Origin of the sequence: Pseudoxanthomonas sp. CF385 (assembly GCF_900104255.1) — a bacterium.
Classification (GTDB): Bacteria; Pseudomonadota; Gammaproteobacteria; order Xanthomonadales; family Xanthomonadaceae; genus Pseudoxanthomonas_A.
On the sequence record NZ_FNKZ01000001.1, the window covers coordinates 1,978,061 to 1,996,998 of the forward strand.

19 protein-coding genes are annotated in these 18,938 nt (G+C 67.4%); 5 read left to right on the forward strand and 14 right to left on the reverse strand.

Annotated features, from left to right (window positions below):
- Positions 1–4: 4 nt before the first annotated feature.
- From sucB to purB, 7 genes are all read right to left on the reverse strand, one after another.
- Positions 5–1,228, reverse strand: a complete 1,224-nt coding sequence (sucB, locus tag BLT45_RS09250) for a dihydrolipoyllysine-residue succinyltransferase (RefSeq protein ID WP_093297760.1) — start codon at positions 1,226–1,228, stop codon at positions 5–7.
- Positions 1,229–1,277: 49 nt separating this feature from the next.
- Complete coding sequence (locus BLT45_RS09255) at positions 1,278–4,106, reverse strand: 2-oxoglutarate dehydrogenase E1 component (protein WP_093297763.1); 2,829 nt, start codon at positions 4,104–4,106, stop codon at positions 1,278–1,280.
- 188 nt (positions 4,107–4,294) lie between these two features.
- Positions 4,295–5,200, reverse strand: a complete 906-nt coding sequence (locus tag BLT45_RS09260; protein WP_093297766.1) for a GNAT family N-acetyltransferase — start codon at positions 5,198–5,200, stop codon at positions 4,295–4,297.
- Complete coding sequence (locus tag BLT45_RS09265; protein ID WP_093297769.1) at positions 5,197–6,453, reverse strand: ribosomal protein uL16 3-hydroxylase; 1,257 nt, start codon at positions 6,451–6,453, stop codon at positions 5,197–5,199. The genes BLT45_RS09260 and BLT45_RS09265 overlap by 4 nt, the downstream gene beginning before the upstream one ends.
- Positions 6,454–6,533: 80 nt before the next feature.
- Entirely contained in the window at positions 6,534–7,445 is a 912-nt protein-coding gene (gene bla / locus BLT45_RS09270; RefSeq protein ID WP_093297772.1) for a subclass B3 metallo-beta-lactamase, read from the reverse strand.
- Positions 7,442–7,840 carry a VOC family protein gene (locus BLT45_RS09275; protein ID WP_093297776.1) on the reverse strand — a complete coding sequence of 133 codons (399 nt, stop codon included), beginning with the start codon at positions 7,838–7,840 and terminating at the stop codon, positions 7,442–7,444. The genes bla and BLT45_RS09275 overlap by 4 nt, the downstream gene beginning before the upstream one ends.
- A gap of 21 nt (positions 7,841–7,861) precedes the next feature.
- Positions 7,862–9,229, reverse strand: coding sequence for an adenylosuccinate lyase (gene purB / locus BLT45_RS09280; protein ID WP_093297779.1), 1,368 nt, complete (start codon positions 9,227–9,229; stop codon positions 7,862–7,864).
- 140 nt (positions 9,230–9,369) lie between these two features.
- On the opposite strand from purB, the gene BLT45_RS09285 reads away from it, so the two are divergent.
- A complete protein-coding gene (locus BLT45_RS09285) occupies positions 9,370–10,791 on the forward strand; it encodes a class II fumarate hydratase (RefSeq protein WP_093297782.1) in 1,422 nt (473 codons plus the stop codon).
- A gap of 42 nt (positions 10,792–10,833) precedes the next feature.
- Here BLT45_RS09285 and BLT45_RS09290 read toward each other — a convergent pair whose 3' ends face one another.
- From BLT45_RS09290 to BLT45_RS09320, 7 genes are read right to left on the reverse strand one after another with little or no spacing between them, the layout of a single operon-like run.
- A complete protein-coding gene (locus BLT45_RS09290) occupies positions 10,834–11,499 on the reverse strand; it encodes a DUF2884 family protein (protein ID WP_139187973.1) in 666 nt (221 codons plus the stop codon).
- 16 nt (positions 11,500–11,515) lie between these two features.
- A complete protein-coding gene (locus tag BLT45_RS09295; RefSeq protein ID WP_093298796.1) occupies positions 11,516–12,352 on the reverse strand; it encodes a DUF4097 family beta strand repeat-containing protein in 837 nt (278 codons plus the stop codon).
- A 31-nt stretch (positions 12,353–12,383) separates the two neighbouring features.
- On the reverse strand, positions 12,384–13,040 hold the full coding sequence (locus BLT45_RS09300) for a YggN family protein (protein ID WP_093297789.1): 657 nt from the start codon (positions 13,038–13,040) through the stop codon (positions 12,384–12,386).
- Between the two features lie 60 nt (positions 13,041–13,100).
- Positions 13,101–14,099 carry an ABC transporter permease gene (locus BLT45_RS09305; protein WP_093297795.1) on the reverse strand — a complete coding sequence of 333 codons (999 nt, stop codon included), beginning with the start codon at positions 14,097–14,099 and terminating at the stop codon, positions 13,101–13,103.
- On the reverse strand, positions 14,096–14,974 hold the full coding sequence (locus BLT45_RS09310) for an ABC transporter ATP-binding protein (protein WP_093297798.1): 879 nt from the start codon (positions 14,972–14,974) through the stop codon (positions 14,096–14,098). The genes BLT45_RS09305 and BLT45_RS09310 overlap by 4 nt, the downstream gene beginning before the upstream one ends.
- Positions 14,974–15,336, reverse strand: coding sequence for a GntR family transcriptional regulator (locus tag BLT45_RS09315; RefSeq protein ID WP_093297801.1), 363 nt, complete (start codon positions 15,334–15,336; stop codon positions 14,974–14,976). The genes BLT45_RS09310 and BLT45_RS09315 overlap by 1 nt, the downstream gene beginning before the upstream one ends.
- A gap of 3 nt (positions 15,337–15,339) precedes the next feature.
- Positions 15,340–15,597 (reverse strand): hypothetical protein, encoded by a 258-nt coding sequence (locus BLT45_RS09320; RefSeq protein WP_093297805.1) that lies wholly within the window; start codon positions 15,595–15,597, stop codon positions 15,340–15,342.
- A 134-nt stretch (positions 15,598–15,731) separates the two neighbouring features.
- Here BLT45_RS09320 and BLT45_RS09325 point away from each other — a divergent pair, with 134 nt between their 5' ends.
- The 4 genes from BLT45_RS09325 (at position 15,732) to BLT45_RS09340 (ending at position 18,936) form a co-directional block, all read left to right on the forward strand.
- Entirely contained in the window at positions 15,732–16,295 is a 564-nt protein-coding gene (locus tag BLT45_RS09325) for a glutathione peroxidase (RefSeq protein ID WP_093298799.1), read from the forward strand.
- Positions 16,296–16,429: 134 nt separating this feature from the next.
- Positions 16,430–17,314, forward strand: a complete 885-nt coding sequence (locus BLT45_RS09330) for an FKBP-type peptidyl-prolyl cis-trans isomerase (RefSeq protein WP_254771851.1) — start codon at positions 16,430–16,432, stop codon at positions 17,312–17,314.
- Positions 17,315–17,357: 43 nt separating this feature from the next.
- Complete coding sequence (locus BLT45_RS09335; protein ID WP_093297811.1) at positions 17,358–18,710, forward strand: UDP-glucose dehydrogenase family protein; 1,353 nt, start codon at positions 17,358–17,360, stop codon at positions 18,708–18,710.
- Entirely contained in the window at positions 18,700–18,936 is a 237-nt protein-coding gene (locus BLT45_RS09340) for a SlyX family protein (protein ID WP_093297815.1), read from the forward strand. Before BLT45_RS09335 ends, BLT45_RS09340 begins: the two co-directional genes overlap by 11 nt.
- Positions 18,937–18,938 lie beyond the last annotated feature (2 nt).

Genomic DNA, 18,938 nt, shown 5'->3' on the forward strand with positions numbered 1-18,938 from the left:
GTCGTTACATGCCCAGGAGCATGCGGTGCGGATTTTCCAGCTGGTTTTTGATGTCCACCAGGAACAGCACCGCGTCCTTGCCGTCGATGATGCGGTGGTCGTAGGACAGCGCGATGTACATCATCGGCGCGGCGATCACCTGGCCGTTCTCGACGATGGCGCGGTCCTTGATGGCGTGCATGCCCAGGATGGCGCTCTGCGGCGGGTTGACGATCGGGGTGGACATCAGCGAACCGAAGGTGCCGCCGTTGGTGATGGTGAAGGTGCCGCCCTGCAGGTCTTCCAGGCCCAGCTTGCCGTCGCGCGCCTTCTTGGCGTACTCGGCGATGCCCTTCTCGATGTCGCCGAAGCCCATGCGCTCGACGTTGCGCAGCACCGGCGTGACCAGGCCCTTCTCGGTGGAGACGGCGATCGAGATGTCGGAATACCCGTGATAGATGATGTCGTTGCCGTCGACCGAGGCGTTGACGATCGGGTGGCGCTGCAGCGCATTGGCGGCGGCCTTGGCGAAGAAGCTCATGAAGCCGAGCTTGATGCCGTTGGCCTTCACGAAGTCGTCCTGCAGCTCCTTGCGCATCTCCATGACCTTGCCCAGGTTGACTTCGTTGAACGAGGTCAGCATGGCGATGGAGTTCTTGGACTGCATCAGGCGCTCGGCGATGCGCGTGCGGATGCGGGTCATCGGCACGCGTTCTTCCGGACGCGCGCCGCCGGACACGCCGGCGGTCTTGCCGCTGGCGTAGTTGACCAGGTCTTCCTTGGTCACGGCGCCACGACGGCCGGTGCCTTCCACGTTCGCCGGATCGATGCCCTGGGTGACGGCGGTGAAGCGCGCGCCCGGGGGCAGCGCGTCGGTGCCGACCGGGGCCGGCTTGGTGCTCGCCGGCGCGGCGGCTTCGGCCTTCGCGGCCTCGGCCTTGGGCTGGACTTCCTGGGCGCCGGCGGCCGGCTTCTTCTCTTCTGCGGCAGGGGCGGGCGCGGCGGCGGCCGCACCTTCCTCGATGATCGCCAGCAGCTGCTGGCTGGTCACCGTGTCGCCTTCCTTGAACTTGATCTCCTTCAGCACGCCGTCGACCGGCGAGGGCACTTCCAGCACGACCTTGTCGGTTTCCAGGTCCATCAGGTTCTCGTCGCGCTTGACCGCATCGCCCACCTTCTTGTGCCAGGCGGCGATGGTGGCGTCGGAGACGGACTCGGGAAGAACCGGAACTTTGACTTCAGTGGCCATTGGATGGGGCGTCCTGGTGGTGTTGTTGTTCGTTGGAATTCGGGTGTGCTTACTCGGCGACGTTGTCGCTGCCGAGCTTGTTGACCAGCGCATCGGCGACCAGTTTCAGCTGCTCCTCGACGTGCTCGGCGAAATGGCCGGCGGCGGGCGAGGGCGAGCGCGGGCGACCCGCGTAATGCAGCGTCTGCTTGTCGGCCAGGCAGGCCTGCAGGTGGTGCTTGATCTGGTACCACGCGCCTTGGTTCTGCGGCTCTTCTTGGCACCAGATGACTTCGGTGGCCTTGCCGTAGCGCTTGAGTTCGGCGGCGAGCTGCTCGCGCGGGAACGGGTAGAGCTGTTCGACGCGCAGGATCGCCACGTCGTCCTGGCCGCGCTTCTGCGCATCTTCCAGCAGGTCGTAATAGACCTTGCCCGAACATGCGACGACGCGCTTGACCTTCTTCGCGTCCGCGGCGGCGTCCGGGATCAGGTGCTGGAATTCGCCGTTGGCCAGGTCGTCCAGGGTGGACACCGCCAGCTTGTGGCGCAGCAGCGACTTCGGCGTCATGACGATCAGCGGCTTGCGCGTGGTCATGCGCATCTGCCTGCGCAGCATGTGGTAGGCCTGGGCCGGCGTGGTCGGCACGCAGACCAGCATGTTCTCCAGCGCGCACAGCTGCAGGAAGCGCTCCAGGCGCGCCGAGCTGTGCTCGGGGCCCTGGCCTTCGTAGCCGTGCGGCAGCAGCAGGGTCAGGCCGCTGATGCGTCCCCACTTGGCTTCGCCCGCGGCGATGAACTGGTCGATCACCACCTGCGCGCCGTTGGCGAAGTCGCCGAACTGCGCTTCCCAGATGCACAGCGTGTTGGGATCGGTGGTCGAAAAGCCGTACTCGAACGCCATGACCGCTTCCTCGCTCAGCAGCGAGTCGATGACGGTGGCCTGTTCGGGCTGTTCCACCAACTGGCGCAACGGCAGGTAATAGCTGTCGGTCTTCTGGTCGTGGAGGATCGCGTGGCGGTGGAAGAACGTGCCCCGGCCCGCGTCCTGGCCGACCAGGCGCAGGCCGTGGCCTTCGGCCAGCAGGGTGGCGTAGGCGAGGTTCTCGGCGAAGCCCCAGTCGCCCGGCAGTTCGCCGGCGGCCATCTTCACGCGGTCTTCGTAGATCTTGGCCACGCGCGGGTGCAGCACGACGCCGGCCGGGATGGTGGTGATGATCTTGGCCAGCGAATCCAGCGACTTGCGCTTGACCTTGGTGTCGACCGGATCGCTGACCTTCCCGGACAGGTAGCGCGACCAGTCGATCGCCAGCTCGTCGCCCTTCTGCTTGGCGAGCTCGGTGGTGACTTCGCCGGAATCCAGCTTGTTGCGGAACTCGTCCGCCAGCGCCTTGCCGCCCTCGGCGGGGATCACGCCGGCGCCTTCCAGCTTCGCGGCGTACATTTCGCGCGTCGTCGCGTGCTTGCGGATGGTCTGGTACATCACCGGCTGCGTGGCCGCCGGCTCGTCGGCCTCGTTGTGGCCGTGGCGGCGATAGCACACCAGGTCGATGACCACGTCCTTCTTGAACTGCTGGCGGAAGTCGTAGGCGAGCTGCGCCACGAAGACCACCGCTTCCGGATCGTCGCCGTTCACATGGAACACCGGCGCGCCGACCATCTTGGCCACGTCGGTGCAGTACAGCGTGGAGCGCGAGTCTTCCTTGTTGCTGGTGGTGAAGCCGATCTGGTTGTTGATGACGATGTGCAGCGTGCCGCCGACGGCGAAACCGCGCGCCTGCGACATCTGGAACAGCTCCATCACCACGCCCTGGCCAGCGAACGCGGCGTCGCCGTGCATGATGATCGGCAGTACGGCCTGGCGCGCGGCGTCGCTGCGGCGCTCCTGGCGCGAGCGGACGCTGCCGGCCACGACCGGGTCCACGATCTCGAGGTGCGACGGGTTGAAGGCCAGCGCCAGGTGGACCGGTCCACCGGGGGTGGCGATGTCGGCGGAGAAGCCCATGTGGTACTTCACGTCGCCGGCGTGGGCCAGGCTGTTGTCGTGCTCGAACTTGCCTTCGAACTCGTCGAACAGCTTGCGCGGGCTCTTGCCCAGCGTGTTGACCAGCACGTTCAAGCGGCCGCGGTGGGCCATGCCGACCACGATGTCCTTGACCCCGCCTTCGCCCGCGCTCCGGATGGTGGTGTCCAGCAGCGGGATCAGCGCGTCGCCGCCCTCCAGCGAGAAGCGCTTCTGGCCGACGTACTTGGTGTGCAGATAGCGCTCCAGGCCCTCGGCGGCGGTCAGGCGCTCGAGGGTGCGGCGCTTGGCATCGTCGGACAGGCCGAACTGGCCGCCGGCGGTCTCGAGGCGCTGGTACAGCCACTGGCGCTGCTCGACTTCCGAGATGTGCATGAACTCCACACCGATCGGGCCGGTGTAGGTGGCCTTCAGCCGCGCCAGCAGGTCGCGCAGCTTCATGCGCGCGTGGCCACCGACATTGCCGGTGCTGAACTCGCTGTCCAGGTCCTTGTCGGAGAGGTCGTGGAACGACAGCTCCAGATCGGGCGGATTGACCGGCGGGGTCAGGCCCAGCGGGTCGATCTGCGCGCCGAGGTGGCCGCGCGAACGGTAGGCGGTGATCAGGCGGCCGATGTTGCGCTCGCGCTCGTCGCCACCCGCGGCCACGACGTGGCCGTTGTTGGCGGCCTGGCGGGCCGCCTCGGTGATCTGCTGGATCACCACCGAGTGGGGGACGTCACCGGCCTCGTGACCCTTGAATCCGTCGAAGTAGGCCTTCCACTTGGGGCCCACGCTGTCCGGGGCGACGAGGTACTGCTCGTACAGGTCTTCGACGTAGGAGGCGTTGCCCCCGTTGAGCTGCGAGGATTGCGCGAACTGCTTCAGGAGATTGTCCACGATGGCGATGGCGTGCTGTGGGGTAGTCGGGGAGGCGCTTACGGTCCATGTCGCGCGATGTCCGACGGACATGGACGAAAACCCAGAAATTATACCCCCATGCCGGGAAGGGGGCGTAACCGGATTGGACTAAAGACGCAGGGCACGGGTCCACGAAGGCCGTCGTGGCGAGGTTTCGGAGGCTTCTATCAGAGGCCGAGCGCGCGGAATTCCGTGACCGGGCGCGCGCGTTCCCACATCTGCGTGAACTCGTTGCGCAACTGGCGGGCGCGGCCCGCATGCTCGAGGCCGGCCTCGCCATCGAAGCGATGGCCCAGCGGGCGGTAGTAGTAGCCGTGGTCGTCGTTGGCGACGAAGGCGGCCGTATAGGGCAGGTCCACCGGGTCCTGCACTTCGCGGAACTGGAAGACGCTGGGCAGCCGTTGGCCCAGGCCGATCAGGGGGGCGAGCGCCTGCTGGGGCGTGGTGGCGTCCTGCAGGAGCACCTGGACCTGCACGCCGGTGCGGTGGGTGGCGAAGCGGCGCAGGGCGTCCATTACGGGTGATGCGTCCCACAGCCCGGGGTCGAGCGCGCGGCTGTAGATCGCCAGCGAGCGACGCGCCTGCACGACGACGGCGCTGGTGATGGCCACAGCCTCGGCCCGGTGGGCGATGGTGGCCGTGCCGCCCAGGACCCGGCGCATGCCCTGGTGCTCGATGCCGGCCTCGAAGAATCGCTCGCCTTCGGGCAGGAAACCCTGGCGTGCGTAGAACCGTTCGGCCTCCACCTGCGCATGCAGGGATACCGCCGGCCACTGGCGCCGACGGGCTTCGGCCAGCAGGGCGTGCAGCAGGGCCTCTCCGACACCCCGGTTGCGCCACGCAGACAGCACCGCCATGCGGCCGATCCGGTGGTCCGGGGTGAGCCGGCCGGTACCGATGGGCTGCCCGTCAGCGTCGCGGGCGATCACGTGGTGGCACAGCGGGTCGAGGGCGTCCCGTTCGAGCTCGCTGGGCACGCCCTGTTCCTCGACGAACACCACGTCGCGGATCCGTCGCAGGTCATCCAGCGCGGTGGTGTAGTCGACCGCATCCACGCGATAGTCGATGCTCATGGGGCCTCGCCCTCCCCGTCCGGATCGTCATCGTCCAGGGCCAGTTGGTAATGGCCCTGTGCGGCGAGGGCCATGACCGCGTCGCGGCCGGCGGCGCTGAGCGCGGTGTAGGTCGCGCCGTCGAGCGTGTCGAGGGCCGCGAGCTGGCGGGCATCCTTCACCGGCAGTACGTAGTCCACGCCGTTGCAGAACAGCGTCGCGTCCTTGTGCCGGCGGCGCCAGGCGAAGCGCGAGAAGGGATGGCGGAGCAGCTGCGCGCCCTGCTGCAGGTCCCACTCCAGCTCGATCCGCGAGCGGGCGTCGGGGCCCGGCATCACGTCGCCGGAGGCGCGGTAGGTGGTGATGAACCGGCCGAACCAGTCGCCCACGCGGTCTGGATCGTTCATGCGCAGGGCATTCAGGGCCTCGATCACGCGCTCCATCGCGCGCGCATCGATCTCGTACGGGTCCTGCGGCGCCGTGAGGTCTTCGTCGTGGTAGCGGAGCGCCTCGTCGGCGTCGGCCACCAGGGTGTCCAGGTAGTCGGCGATCAGTTCGGCCGAGGACGGCGCGCGCATGCCGACCGAGAAGGTCAGGCACGGATTCTCTGCCACGCCGTGGTGCGGCACCAGCGGCGGCAGGTACAGCATGTCGCCGGGGGAGAGCACCCATTCGTGGGTGGGTTCGAAGGTGCGCAGCAGCTTGATCGCCACGTCCTCCTGGAACCCGAGGTCGGGCGCCGGCCTCCCCATCGCCACGCGCGCGTCGATCATCCAGCGGCGTTCGCCCTGCGCCTGCAGCAGGAACACGTCGTAGTGGTCCACGTGCGCGCCGACCGAGCCGCCGGTGGCCGCGAAGCTGATCATGATGTCGTCCACCCGCCAACGCGGCAGGAAGCGGAACTGCTCCAGCAGCGTGCGGATGTCGGCATCCCACTTGTCGACGTCCTGCACCAGCAGGGTCCAGTCGTGGTCGGGCAGGCCGGGGAAATCCTCTTCCTGGAACGGGCCGGTGCGCACGTCCCACGTGCCGGCGGCGCGATCGAAACTGATCATCCGCGCCAGCACCCCTTCTTCGCAGGCCAGGCCGGCGAGGTCTTCCGGCTGCACCGGCGTTTCGAAGTCCGGGAAGGCGTTGCGGATCAGCAGCGGCCGCTTGTGCCAATAGTCGCGCAGGAAGCGTTCCGCGGGCATGCCCAGCGGATGCTCGCGCGTGGCCTGGATCTCGAACGGCAGCGCGGTGGCGGGACGGGAGGCGGTGGTCTTCTTGGTCATGGGCGGTGAGGGGCCGGTGGGCACAACAAATAAAGGAGCGTCAGGATCGCGACGGACGCCGGGCCCGTCATTGATGCCGATCAAGGGCGAGGCGTGGCGGCGGACGACGATGCCGCTTCGTCCGACAGGCGTTTGTCCAGGCGCTGGGTCGCGGCGTTCGCGTACGCACGGCAGGCGCCGGTATCGGAGAGCGGCGCCTGGGCGCCGGGGCCGATCCGGGTCCACAGCCGGCTCGCCGACGGATGCGGCGTGACCAGCACGTCGCAGTCCAGCGCAGCGATCCTCGCCAGCGTGTCGCGAAACGCCGCCACGTAACCGGGGTGCGCGTGTTCGTCGCTGTAGCGGTACACATCGTCGGAGATCGCCGTCAGGCTGTCGGCGTAGACCATCTGGTGGCAGACATCGCCTTCGCAGCTGCGCCAGGTCCAGCTGGTGCCGCCCGGCGTATGGCCGGGCGATGCGATGGCCTGCAAGGCCAGCGGGCCGACGCGCACGACGCCATCGTCGGCAAGGGCGACGACGCGTTCGACCGGGGCGAGGGGCTCGGACACTTCGAATTGCGGATCGCTACGATCGGGCTTGCCGCGCTTCAGCACGCCCACGGCCGGCGCGCGCGCATACACGGGCGCAGCGGTGGCCCGCTGGAGCTCGGCCAGGCTCCCCGCATGGTCGTGGTGTTCGTGCGAGAAGACGATGGCGCGCACATCCTCGGGTTTGAAGCCCAGGGCGCGGATGTTGGCCAGGATCTGCGGGCCAGCCTGGGGTGTGGCCGCATCGATCAGGATGTGGCCGGCGTCGGAGGTCACCAGCAGCGCGCTGATCCCGCACGTGCCGACGAACCATGTGTTGCCGTACACGCGCAGCGGGGTGGCAGGATCGTTCCAACCGGCGTCGTCGGCGCACGCTTTTGCGGCGGGCGCATCGGTCGCGGCGGCCGCGAACGGCAGCGCGAGGGCGATCAGGCAGGCGATGAAGCGGCAGCGCAGGGTCATGTGGCGATCTCGTCGTAGCCACGGTTGACGAACTGCAGCAGGCACCAGCCATGGCCCCAGGGATCGGCCAGCCGCACGATGCGGCCCCAGTTCGCTTCGCGGATGTCGGTTTCCTGCCGCAGTCCGGCCGTGAGGGCGCGGGCCAGGGCAGGTTCCAGGTGATCCACCACGACGTCCAGGTGCACCGGCGTCCAGTGGCGGGCGTAATCACGGCGCGCGTCGGCGGCGGCAACGGACCCGGCGGGGTTCTGCAGCACATAGATCGGCGCCTGCGCGCCGAGCAGCTCCACGCTGCCATCGCCGAAGCGGCGCCCCGCAGTGAGGCCGAAGGCGTGCGTGTACAACGCCTCGGCGGCAGGCAGGTCGGGCACGTCGATGTTGATCAGCAGGTGCATCGTCGTTCCCGCCTCCGCGGGTCAGATGTCCCGTGCGAGGCGTTCTGCCAGGCCGGTGTAGCTTCCCGGCGTCATCTCGCGCAGGCGCTGCTTGGCGTCCGCCGGCAGGTCGAGCGACTCGATGAAGGCCCGCATCGAATCGGCGGTGATGCCCTGGCCGCGCGTCAGCGCCTTCAGCTGTTCGTACGGGTTCGGCAGGCCATGGCGGCGCATGACCGTCTGCACGGCCTCGGCCAGCACTTCCCAGGCGGCGTCGAGGTCGGCGTCCAGGCGCTGCGGGTTCACTTCAAGCTTGCCCAGCCCCTTGGCCAGCGAATCCAGTGCCACTTGGGTGTGGCCGAACGCGGTGCCCAGCGCACGCAGCACGGTGGAGTCGGTCAGGTCGCGTTGCCAGCGGCTGATCGGCAGCTTGGCGCTGAAGTGCTCGAACAACGCATTGGCGATGCCGAAGTTGCCCTCGGCGTTCTCGAAGTCGATCGGGTTGACCTTGTGCGGCATGGTGGAGCTGCCGACTTCGCCTTCCTTGAGCCGTTGCTTGAAATAGCCCAGCGAGATGTAGCCCCAGATGTCGCGGGCGAGGTCGACCAGGAGGGTGTTGGCGCGGCGCGCCGCATCGCCGATCTCGGCGATGTTGTCGTGCGGTTCGATCTGGGTGGTGTACGGATTGAACACCAGGCCGAGGCCTTCGACGAAACGCTGGGCGAAGGCCGGCCAGTCGACGTCCGGATAGCTGGCCACGTGGGCGTTGTAGTTGCCGACCGCGCCATTGATCTTGCCGGTCAGTTCCACCGCGGCGATCTGCGCGCGCTGGCGCTCGAGGCGGGCGACGACGTTGGCGAGTTCCTTGCCGAGGGTGGTCGGCGAAGCAGTCTGGCCATGCGTGCGCGACAGCATCGGCTGCGCGGCCTGCGCGTGGGCGAGCGCGCGCAGCGTGGCCGCGACGCTGTCCAGCGAAGGCAGCAGCACGTCCCGGCGGGCCTGCTCCAGCATCAGGCCGTAAGACAGATTGTTGATGTCTTCGCTGGTGCAGGCGAAGTGCACGAACTCCAGCGCGGGCGCGAGTTCGGCGTCGTCCTTCAGCTGCTCCTTGATGAAGTACTCCACCGCCTTGACGTCATGGTTGGTGGTGCGTTCGATCTCCTTCACGCGGGCGGCGTGGGCGACGCTGAAGCCGTCGGCCAGCGTGCGCAGGCGGGCTTTCGCGCCGTCGGAGAACGCAGCCAGTTCGGCGATGCCCGGCTCCGCGGCCAGCGCGAGCAGCCACTCGATCTCCACCTTCACGCGGGCGCGGATCAGGCCGTACTCGGAGAAGATCGGGCGCAGCGCATCGACCTTGCCGGCGTAGCGGCCGTCGAGCGGGGAGAGGGCGAGCAGGGACGATTCCGACATGGGGGGCGGGGAGGGCTGAAAAGGATCGTTTCATTTTACCCCGGGAAGCGGCCGAACCGGCCTGGCGTATCCTGTCGGCCCCGCCAGCCACCGGCCTTCAGCCGGTGCGCAAGCCGTGAATTCCTGCCAGGAGACGGTGCATGACCAGCAAGAAGACCGCGGGCCGCACCCGCGTCGAACACGACAGCATGGGCGAACTGCGGGTTCCCGCGGACGCGCTCTGGGGCGCCCAGACGCAGCGGGCCGTGCAGAACTTCCCGATTTCCGGCCGGCCGATGCCGCGCGGGTTCATCCGCGCGCTGGGTCTGGTCAAGGCCGCCGCCGCGGAGGTCAACGCAGGCCTGGGCCTGCTGCCCAAGGGCGTCGCCAAGGCCGTGCAGGTAGCCGCGAACGAGGTCGCACGTGGCGATCACGACGCCCACTTTCCGATCGATGTCTACCAGACCGGCTCGGGCACTTCGTCCAACATGAATGCCAACGAGGTGATCGCCACCCTGGCCTCGCGCGCGGGCAAGGTGCAGGTCCACCCGAACGATCACGTCAACCTCGGCCAGAGTTCGAACGACGTCATCCCCACGGCCATCCGCGTGGCCGCACAGCTGGCGGCGGTCGAAGACCTGCTGCCGGCGATCAAGCACCTGCGCAAGACGATCGATGCGCGGGGTCGCGCGCTGGGCAAGGTGGTCAAGACCGGCCGCACGCACCTGATGGACGCCATGCCGCTGACCTTCGGCCAGGAGTTCTCGGCGTGGTCGGCGCAACTGTCGTCCGCGCAGGCACGTATCGAGGACACCCTGAAGCGCGTGCGCCGGTTGCCGTTGGGCGGCACGGCGATCGGCACCGGGATCAACGCCGATCCGCGCTTCGGCGCGCGCGTGGCGAAGGCGCTGTCGGCCGACACCGGCACCCGCTTCGAAAGCGCGGCCAACAAGTTCGAAGGCCTGGCCGCGCAGGACGATGCCGTCGAACTGTCGGGCCAGCTCACTGCGCTGGCCGTGGCCCTGACCAAGATCGCCAACGACCTGCGCTGGATGAATTCCGGGCCGCTGGCCGGCCTGGGCGAAGTGGAGCTCCCGGCACTGCAGCCCGGCAGTTCGATCATGCCCGGCAAGGTGAACCCGGTGATCCCCGAAGCGACCGTGATGGTCTGCGCGCAGGTGATGGGTTACCACACCGCGGTGACGGTGGCGGGCCAGACCGGCAACTTCCAGCTCAACGTCACCCTGCCGCTGATCGCGCACAACCTGCTGGATGCGATGCACCTGCTGTCGAACGTGTCGCGGCTGCTGGCGGACGACTGCATCGCGGGGCTGAAGGTGCGCGATGCGCGGGTCAAGGAAGCGCTGGACCGCAATCCGATCCTGGTGACGGCGCTGAACCCGGTGATCGGCTACGAGAAGGGTGCCGCCATCGCCAAGCAGGCGTACAAGCAGAACCGGCCTGTACTGGATGTGGCGCGCGAGGTCACCGGGTTGCCGGAGAAGACGCTGAAGCCGCTGCTGGATCCGGCCGTGCTCGCCAAGGGCGGCATCCACGGCAAGGCGGGCGGCGGAGGCGGTTGAACCCGTCCGCCGTGGTGCGGCGGCGGATCGTATTCGACGGGATCAGGGCTTGGCCGGCTCCGCCGCAGCGGCGTCGGCTTCCGAGGCGGCATTCTTCGCGCCGCCGTCGTCGTCCTTGATCGCCTGGCCGATGGCGCGGCCGACGTCTTCGCCGGCCTCGTGGCTTTCGTTCTGCTCGGTACGGCAATCCTCGACATCGCCTTCGTCCATGGAGGCATACGGCAGGAAGGCGGGGAGGGCGGCGGCGAGTTCCTGCTGCGCCTTGTACAGGCCCGGCAGGCGGTCGCAGATCTTCATCGCTTCGGCTTCGACCTTCTTGGCTTCCGCCTCGATCTCCTTGTCGATCTGGTCCGGGTTGCCGCTGAAGATGCCCTTCACCGCGGCGCCCACCGCCTTGCCGGCGAGCTTGGCGCCTTCCTTGCCGGTGGCGATGCCGGCATCGGCGATGCCGCCCAGTTCGCGGTGGTAAGCCACCAGCAGCGCGCGCTGCGCGTCGTTCACCTCGACTTTCTTGCCGTCGATGATGAAGTCGCCCTTGGCGGATATTTCCGCCTTCGGCTGGCCGGTCGCGTTGAGCGTGAGGTTCTGGCCCCACAACGCGCCGGACGCTTCGATGCGGGTGCCGGAATCGGGCGCCTTGTCCTTGCCCGAACAGGCGGACAGGAGGACGAGGGAGAGCGCGAATGCGAGCGGTGCGAATCGGGTCATGGTCATTCCTTGGAACTCAATGATGTTTCGGGAGATCGATGGCGCCCTTCACGCCTTCGTGGTGCACGTCGCCGCTGCCGATGGAGCGCACGGTGAGCGCGCCCGCGACGTTGCGGGCTTCCACGCCGCCGGAGCCGACCGACCCGACGACGACGTCGCCGCCGACATCGCGTACTTCGGCGTCGCCGGAACCGATCGAGCCGATCTCGACGCTGCCGGTGCCGCGCACCAGGGTGAAGTCGCCCGAGCCGATGCTGCCGACATGGACGGCACCGCGAACGCCCCGTGCGGTGACATCGCCGGAGCCGATGGAGATCACGCGCACCGCGCCGACATCGTCCAGTTCGATGTCGCCGGAACCGACCGACACCGCTGCCAGTCCGCGGATGCCGCGTGCGGCGACATCGCCGGAACCCACGTCGGCGCTCAGCACCGGCGAGCCGGTGACGACCGCATCGCCGGAGCCGACCTTGAGCTGCACGGGGAGGGTGTCCGGGAGGGTCACCGACAGGGTCTGGTAGGCGTAGTTGTTGCCGAAGAACACGCCACTGAAGCGCCCCTCGCGCCAGACGCGCACCACCAGCTTGTCGCCGACGCGTTCCTGGGACAGCTTCAGGCTGGGCAGCGCATCGGCCTGCGACGCGCAGGCCTTGCCTTGCAGCGAGACGGCCGCGCCGGGCGAGGCGTCCACGCGCAGGTCGTTGTGGCCGATGTCGAACACGATGGCCTTGGCGCCGGCCGTGTCCAGCTTCAACTGGCGCGGGGCGGAATGCTTGCAGTGTTCCCCCTGCGCGAACGCGGGTGCCGCGAGCAGCGCGGTCGCGAGGAACAGCAAGGGGGCGGTGGTCGACATGCGCATGCGGTCGTTCTCCGGGTGGCGGGAATCAGAAGTTCCAGTCGGACTGGTTGGCGCAGTCGTCCACGTCGGCCTGGTCCATGCTGGCGTACGGCTTGAACTCCGGCACGGACGCCGCGAGCGCCTGCTGCGCCGTGAGCAGCGCCGGCAGGCGGCCGCAGAGCTGGTCGACCATCGGCTTGATCTTGGTCTTGGCTTCCGCGCCGACCTGCTTGCCGATCTCGTCGCCCGACTGGCCGGACAGCACGCCCTTGAGTGCGCTTGCTGCCGCATCGATGCCGACCTTCGCGCCTTCCATGCCGATCGCCATGCCGTCGCCGACCACGGTGATCATCGCGCCGCGGTAGGCCAGCACCTTCTCTTTCTGCTCAGGCGTAGTGGCCACGGACTTGCCTTCGATCAGCAGGTCGCCGGCGGGTGTGATCTCCGCTTTCGGCAGCTGCTGGTTCTCGTTGCGGTTGAGCGTGAGGTTCTCGGTCGCCAGCTTCTTGCGCGCCGCGTCGATCTCGCTCTGGGCCTTCTGCAGTTCCTGGCTGGCTTCACCGAGGCCCTTGCGGGCTTCGTCCATCGCCTTGGCGGCGATGCCGGTGGGGGCGTTGTCGTGCTTGTCCTGGGCCGGCTGGCAGGCTGCCAGCGCCAGGGCGGCGACGAGGGGGAGCGTACGCAGGAGGGCAGTGCGGGGCATGGGGGCGTCCTCGTTGAATGGAGAATGGGGTGGCGGCCGCAGCCGCCACCGTGTCCAGGCTTATTCGCTTTCGCGCCAGCGGCGCAGGTAGATCGCGCCGACGATCAGGGCGATGCCGATGACCGCGCCGATCCAGATGTCCGCCGAGGCGAATGCCTGCCAGCTGCGCGTCAGGTCGATGGCGTTGGCCAGTTCGTCGGGCGTGTTGATCTCGGTATGCGCGCCGGCGGCACCGCCCTGCAGGGTCGGGAACCAGGCGCCCGGCACCACGCTCAGCAGGCCGCGGTAGACCACCGTGTACCAGACCAGGTCATGGCGGATGTTCAGGCCCGGCAGGATGTCGGTCATGCTGATGATCACGCAGGCCAGCACCGGCACCAGCACGGCCCACAGGAACGGCTTGCTGCGTGCCCACGCCGAGCAGAACATCAGCCAGCCGATCGCCGGCAGCGACCAGAACACGTAGACGGGCAGCGAACTGATCACACCGCCGATGACGCGCAAGGGGTGCGAATGGGTGAACATCGCGCCACCGGCCGGCAGGCCGTTGACGGTGATGGTCAGCGCCGAGATCAGCCACATCGCCACGCCGATCAGGATGCCGATGCCGATGGCCAGCAGCGGCGCCAGGACCAGCGCCCAGGCCAGCTTCGACAGCACCATGTGGGTGTCCGAGACCGGCAACGACTTCCAGAACAGGACGCTGCGGTCGCGGCGGTCGTCGTACAGGGTGCCCAGGGCGTAGAAGAACACCACGAACGCCAGCACCACGCAGGCGAGGATCACGCCGCCCAGCAACATGCCGTCGCCGATCCCGCCGACGATCTGGTGCGCCTTTTCCGGTGCGTCGTCGATGACGAAGCCGCCATCGCCCATCGAGCGGCGCGCCGCGATGCTGCCGATGACGGCCAGGATCAGGTTCAGCACCAGGAAGATGCCGCCGGTGATCACCGGCGCCCAGAAGAAGCCGCCGCGGTTCTCCCAGAACTCGCGCTTGATCAGCCACTTGAACGCGCCCGGCTTGGAGGGCTTGCCCAACGTCGAAGTCACGGCGTTCATGCGTAGGTTCCTTTCATGATGGCGACGAACAGGTCGGCCAGGCCAGGGGTACGGGTTTCGCCCAGCGGGGCGAGCTGCGCCTGCGGCACGCCGTCGAAGAGCAGCACGGTCTTGCCGAAGGGCAGGGCACGTTCATCGATCGGTTTCAGGGCACGCGCCTGATCGGCCGCCTCGGCGCCGCCGACGAGCACTTCGGTGTAGCGCTCGGCAACTTCGTCCATCTGCGCGGTCAGCACGATCTTGCCGTCGCGGATGAACATCACGTCGGTGAGGATGTGTTCGATCTCCTCGACCTGGTGGGTGGTGACGATGATGGTCTTCTGCTCGTCGAAGTAGTCTTCCAGCAGGCGTTGGTAGAACTGCTTGCGGTAGAGGATGTCCAGGCCGAGCGTGGGTTCGTCCAGGACCAGCAGTTTGGCGTCGATCGCCATCACCAGCGCCAGGTGCAGCTGCACGATCATGCCCTTGGACATCTCGCGGACGCGCAGGTTGGGCTTGAGCTGGGTGTTGGCGATGAATCGCTCGCACTTGGCCCGATCGAAGCGGGGGTGCACGCCTTCGACGAAATCGATGGCTTCCTTGACCTTCATCCAGCGCGGCAGCACGGCCACGTCGGCGATGAAGCAGACGTCCTTCATCAGTTCGTCGCGGTCCTTGCGCGGATCCAGGCCCAGCACCCGCAGCTGGCCCTCGAACGGCGTCAGGCCGAGGATGGCCTTCAGCGCGGTGGTCTTGCCCGCGCCGTTGGGACCGATCAGACCGATGATCTTGCCCGCCTCGATCTCGAAGCTGGTGTTGTCCAGCGCCAGCTTGTTCTTGTAGCCCTTGCGAAGACCGTGGGCAGTGACCACGGTGTTGGCGATTGCGGCATTCATCACTTGTTCCCCTTGGATTGCAGCAGCTCTTCGATAGACAGGCCCAGGCGCTCGATGCGCTCGGCGACGGCCGGCCATTCTTCGGTCAGGAACCGCTCGCGCTCGCTGCCGCGCAGCTTCTTGGACGCTTCGTCGGTGACGAACATGCCCAGGCCGCGGCGCTTCTCCACCAGGGCCTCGTCGGCCAGCTCCTGATAGGCGCGCGATACGGTGATCGGATTCAGCTGGTACTCCGCGGCCACCTGGCGCACGGAGGGCAGGGCGTCGCCCGGCTTCAGGATCCCGTCCAGCATCATGGCGATCACACGATCCTTCAGCTGGCGGTAGATGGGAGCGCCGTCGCTCCATTGGATGGACGTCATGGCTCAGCTCCTCGGACGCAGCGATTGGCCAAAGGAGAAGTAGGGCATGGCCAGCGAAGCCCGGGCGCGACGCTTGTGCTGCCGCGTGTCCGGGTTGCCGTCATCGCCTGCAATCTCGCGGGCATCGGATTCCAGCGCGGCCAGCGCGGCGGATTCCACTTCGGCCGTGCGGGCGCCGGTGACGGTCGCCAGCACACCGATCGCCAGCAGCAGGCCGCCGACGGCCAGGCTGGGCAGTGTGTGGGTCAGTTTCTGGTTCATGGCATCCCCCGCTGAGTTGGGTGAGTGGTGTTGTATTCAACTATAACACCAAAACACAGGGCGTCAACTCCCTTGTGGGGTTTTGTCACCCAACTGAAGGCATACTTGTCATGTTCGTACTAGCGGAGCAGATCATGACATCCAAGTTACTGAAATCATTTGCTTTTGTGGCGCTCCTCGGGACTGCCGCGACCGTCCTGGCGGCCGGTCTGCTCGATGTCAGCTACCGCCCCCTGAGCGGAAAGAGCCCCGTGAACCTGAAGGAAAAGTACACCGGGCAGGTGCTGCTGGTGGTCAATACCGCCAGTAAGTGCGGTTACACGCCTCAATACGAGGGATTGGAAGCGCTGAACCAGCGGTACGCGGGAAAGGGCTTTGCGGTGCTGGGTTTCCCTTCCAACGACTTCAAGGGACAGGAACCCGGTAGCGAGAAGGAAATCCAGGAGTTCTGCACGCTCACCTACGGGGTGAAGTTCCCGATGTTCGAGAAGGTGTCCGTGATCGGCGAGAACGCCACGCCCTTGTACAAGGCGCTCACCGAAGCCACGGGCACCGCACCGGGATGGAACTTCCACAAGTACCTGATCTCCCGCGACGGTCGCGTGGTCGCGAACTTCCCCAGCAAGATCAAGCCGGACGATCCGGCGCTGGTCGCTGCGATCGAGCGCGAGCTGGCCGCACCGCGTGCGAAGCGCTGACCCTGCTGCCGTGCGGGGCGGCCGGCATGCCACAATAAGGAGTTAGCGCCATCCACCCGGCGCAGGTTCCAGGAGTGAGAAGGATGAAGCGGTCGGTCCGCGGCATTGCCGCGTTGTTGGGAATCTCGTTTTCGATGCTGGGAGGCAGCGTGTCTGCACAGGGAAAAACCGCGCTGGACACCGAGCGCGACAAGGTCAGCTACGCCATCGGCGTGGACGTCGGCAGTTCGCTGCAGCCGGTGGGCCCGTTCCTCGACACCGCTGCGTTCGAGCGCGCGATCGTCAATACGTTCGCTGGCAAGCCGGCGCTGATTTCCGAACAGGAAGCGCAGGCCACCGACCAGCTGCTGCGCGTGAATCTCGCCGTGGCCGATGGCCAGACCATCCCGGGCATGCCGCCGGGCAGCACACCGCCGCCGGTCGACAAGACGAAGGTGGGGCTGTTCCTGGGTACCTACGTCGTCGGCCCCTCGCTGCTGCCGTTCAAGGACGTGGTGGATCCGTCCGTGCTCACGCAGGCCGTGCGCGCCGTGGCCGGCAACAGCGGTACGCCGCTGATGACGGTTGAACAGGCGCAGGCCGAGATGAAGGCCTACCTGACCAAGCGCCAGGCGGGCCTCGCCCAGCGCAACCGTGACGAGGGCGCGAAGTTCCTCGCCGAGAACAAGGCCAAGCCGGGCGTGATCACCACGCCGTCGGGCCTGCAGTACATGGTGCTGCGCCAGGGCAACGGCCAGCGTCCGATGCCGACCAGCCGCGTGCGCGTCAATTACGAAGGCAAGCTGTTGAACGGAGACGTCTTCGACAGCTCGTACGAGCGCGGCCAGCCGGCTGAATTCCCGCTCAACGGCGTGATCGCGGGTTGGACCGAAGGTGTTTCGCTGATGCCCGTGGGTGCGAAGTACCGTTTCTGGATTCCTTCCGGCCTGGCCTACGGTTCGGGCGGTGCGCCCGGCGGCAAGATCGGCCCGGATGCGACCCTCACGTTTGACGTGGAGTTGATGGGCATCCTGCAATAGTCGTCGGCTGTAATAGCCACGACTAGGTCCAGGAGGCCGCTGCATGCGAGTTGCCATTTTCGGCACGGGTTACGTTGGGTTGGTGACGGGTACGTGCCTGGCGGAAGTCGGACATGACGTGGTCTGCGTCGATATCGACCCGGCCAAGGTCGACGGACTGAACCAGGGCGTCGTGCCGATCTACGAGCCCGGCCTGTCGCCGATGGTGAAGGCCAACCATGCAGCGGGCCGACTCAACTTCACGACCGATGCCGCGGCGGCGCTGACACACGGCGACGTGCTCTTCATCGCGGTGGGCACGCCGCCCGACGAGGACGGCAGCGCGGATCTGCAGTACGTGCTGGCCGTGGCGAGAACCATCGGCCGCCATATCGAGCGTCCCTGCACGGTGGTGAACAAGTCCACCGTGCCGGTCGGCACCGCGGACAAGGTGAAGGCGACCATCGAGGCCGAACTGGCGTCGCGCGGCGTCGACGTGGCCTTCGACGTGGTGTCCAACCCGGAATTCCTGAAGGAAGGCGATGCGGTCAACGACTGCATGCGGCCGGACCGCATCATCATCGGCGCCGCGCGTCCGCAGGCCGTGGACAAGCTGCGCAGGCTGTACGCGCCGTTCAACCGCAACCACGAGCGCTTCGTGGTGATGGACGTGCGTTCGGCCGAGCTGACCAAGTACGCGGCCAATGCGATGCTGGCGACCAAGATCAGCTTCATGAACGAGATCGCCAACATCGCCGAACGCGTGGGCGCGGATGTCGAGCATGTACGCCAGGGCATCGGTTCCGACCCGCGCATCGGCTGGCACTTCATCTACCCGGGCGCCGGTTATGGCGGCTCGTGTTTCCCGAAGGACGTGCAGGCGCTGGCCAAGACCGCGCAGCAGTACGGCTACGCGCCGCAGCTGTTGCAGGCCGTGGAGGGCGTCAACGAGCGCCAGAAGGGCCACCTGTTCGAACTGATCCAGCGCCACTACGACCGCGGCGAAGACGAAGGCGTGCGCGGCAAGACCTTCGCCGTGTGGGGGTTGGCCTTCAAACCCAACACCGACGACATGCGCGAGGCGAGCAGCCGCCGGTTGCTGGCGGAACTCTGGGAGGCCGGCGCACGCGTCCGCGCCTACGATCCGGAAGCCAGCGAAGAGGCGTCCCGTATTTTCGGCGAGCGCGACGACCTGGTGCTTTGTACCGATGCCCGCGCCGCACTGGAAGGCGCCGATGCGCTGGTGGTGGTGACCGAGTGGAAGCAGTTCCGCAGCCCGGATTTCGCCCGCCTGCACGCGACCCTGGCCGATGCCGTGGTCTTCGACGGCCGCAACCTTTACGATCCCGGCGAAGTCGAGGCCGCAGGCATCGCCTACTACGGGATTGGACGGGGGAGATCGATACATGCAGGCTGACCTGCCGCTGCAGCGGGACGCGCTGGAGCACCGCCTGGTGGAACTGGAAACGCGCCTGGCGTTCCAGGAGCACGCACTAGGCGAGCTGAGCGAGGCGCTCGCTGACGCGCGCGCCGAGAACCAGCGCACCGCGGTGCTGCTGCGGCACATGGTGGAAGAACTGGGCAAGGTGCGGTCCTCGTTGTTCGAGGACCCCGCCAACGAGCCGCCGCCACCCCATTATTGATA

Coding starts and splice junctions, on each gene's coding strand:
- bla (WP_093297772.1), bottom strand. CDS start 7,445: ATGACCCTGCGCTGCCGCTTCATCGCCTGCCTGATCGCCCTCGCGCTG.
- BLT45_RS09260 (WP_093297766.1), bottom strand. CDS start 5,200: ATGAGCATCGACTATCGCGTGGATGCGGTCGACTACACCACCGCGCTG.
- BLT45_RS09295 (WP_093298796.1), bottom strand. CDS start 12,352: ATGTCGACCACCGCCCCCTTGCTGTTCCTCGCGACCGCGCTGCTCGCG.
- BLT45_RS09320 (WP_093297805.1), bottom strand. CDS start 15,597: ATGAACCAGAAACTGACCCACACACTGCCCAGCCTGGCCGTCGGCGGC.
- BLT45_RS09285 (WP_093297782.1), top strand. CDS start 9,370: ATGACCAGCAAGAAGACCGCGGGCCGCACCCGCGTCGAACACGACAGC.
- BLT45_RS09340 (WP_093297815.1), top strand. CDS start 18,700: ATGCAGGCTGACCTGCCGCTGCAGCGGGACGCGCTGGAGCACCGCCTG.
- BLT45_RS09290 (WP_139187973.1), bottom strand. CDS start 11,499: ATGACCCGATTCGCACCGCTCGCATTCGCGCTCTCCCTCGTCCTCCTG.
- BLT45_RS09335 (WP_093297811.1), top strand. CDS start 17,358: ATGCGAGTTGCCATTTTCGGCACGGGTTACGTTGGGTTGGTGACGGGT.
- BLT45_RS09325 (WP_093298799.1), top strand. CDS start 15,732: ATGACATCCAAGTTACTGAAATCATTTGCTTTTGTGGCGCTCCTCGGG.
- BLT45_RS09310 (WP_093297798.1), bottom strand. CDS start 14,974: ATGAATGCCGCAATCGCCAACACCGTGGTCACTGCCCACGGTCTTCGC.
- BLT45_RS09265 (WP_093297769.1), bottom strand. CDS start 6,453: ATGACCAAGAAGACCACCGCCTCCCGTCCCGCCACCGCGCTGCCGTTC.
- BLT45_RS09315 (WP_093297801.1), bottom strand. CDS start 15,336: ATGACGTCCATCCAATGGAGCGACGGCGCTCCCATCTACCGCCAGCTG.
- BLT45_RS09330 (WP_254771851.1), top strand. CDS start 16,430: ATGCTGGGAGGCAGCGTGTCTGCACAGGGAAAAACCGCGCTGGACACC.
- BLT45_RS09275 (WP_093297776.1), bottom strand. CDS start 7,840: ATGCACCTGCTGATCAACATCGACGTGCCCGACCTGCCTGCCGCCGAG.
- sucB (WP_093297760.1), bottom strand. CDS start 1,228: ATGGCCACTGAAGTCAAAGTTCCGGTTCTTCCCGAGTCCGTCTCCGAC.
- purB (WP_093297779.1), bottom strand. CDS start 9,229: ATGTCGGAATCGTCCCTGCTCGCCCTCTCCCCGCTCGACGGCCGCTAC.
- BLT45_RS09305 (WP_093297795.1), bottom strand. CDS start 14,099: ATGAACGCCGTGACTTCGACGTTGGGCAAGCCCTCCAAGCCGGGCGCG.
- BLT45_RS09300 (WP_093297789.1), bottom strand. CDS start 13,040: ATGCCCCGCACTGCCCTCCTGCGTACGCTCCCCCTCGTCGCCGCCCTG.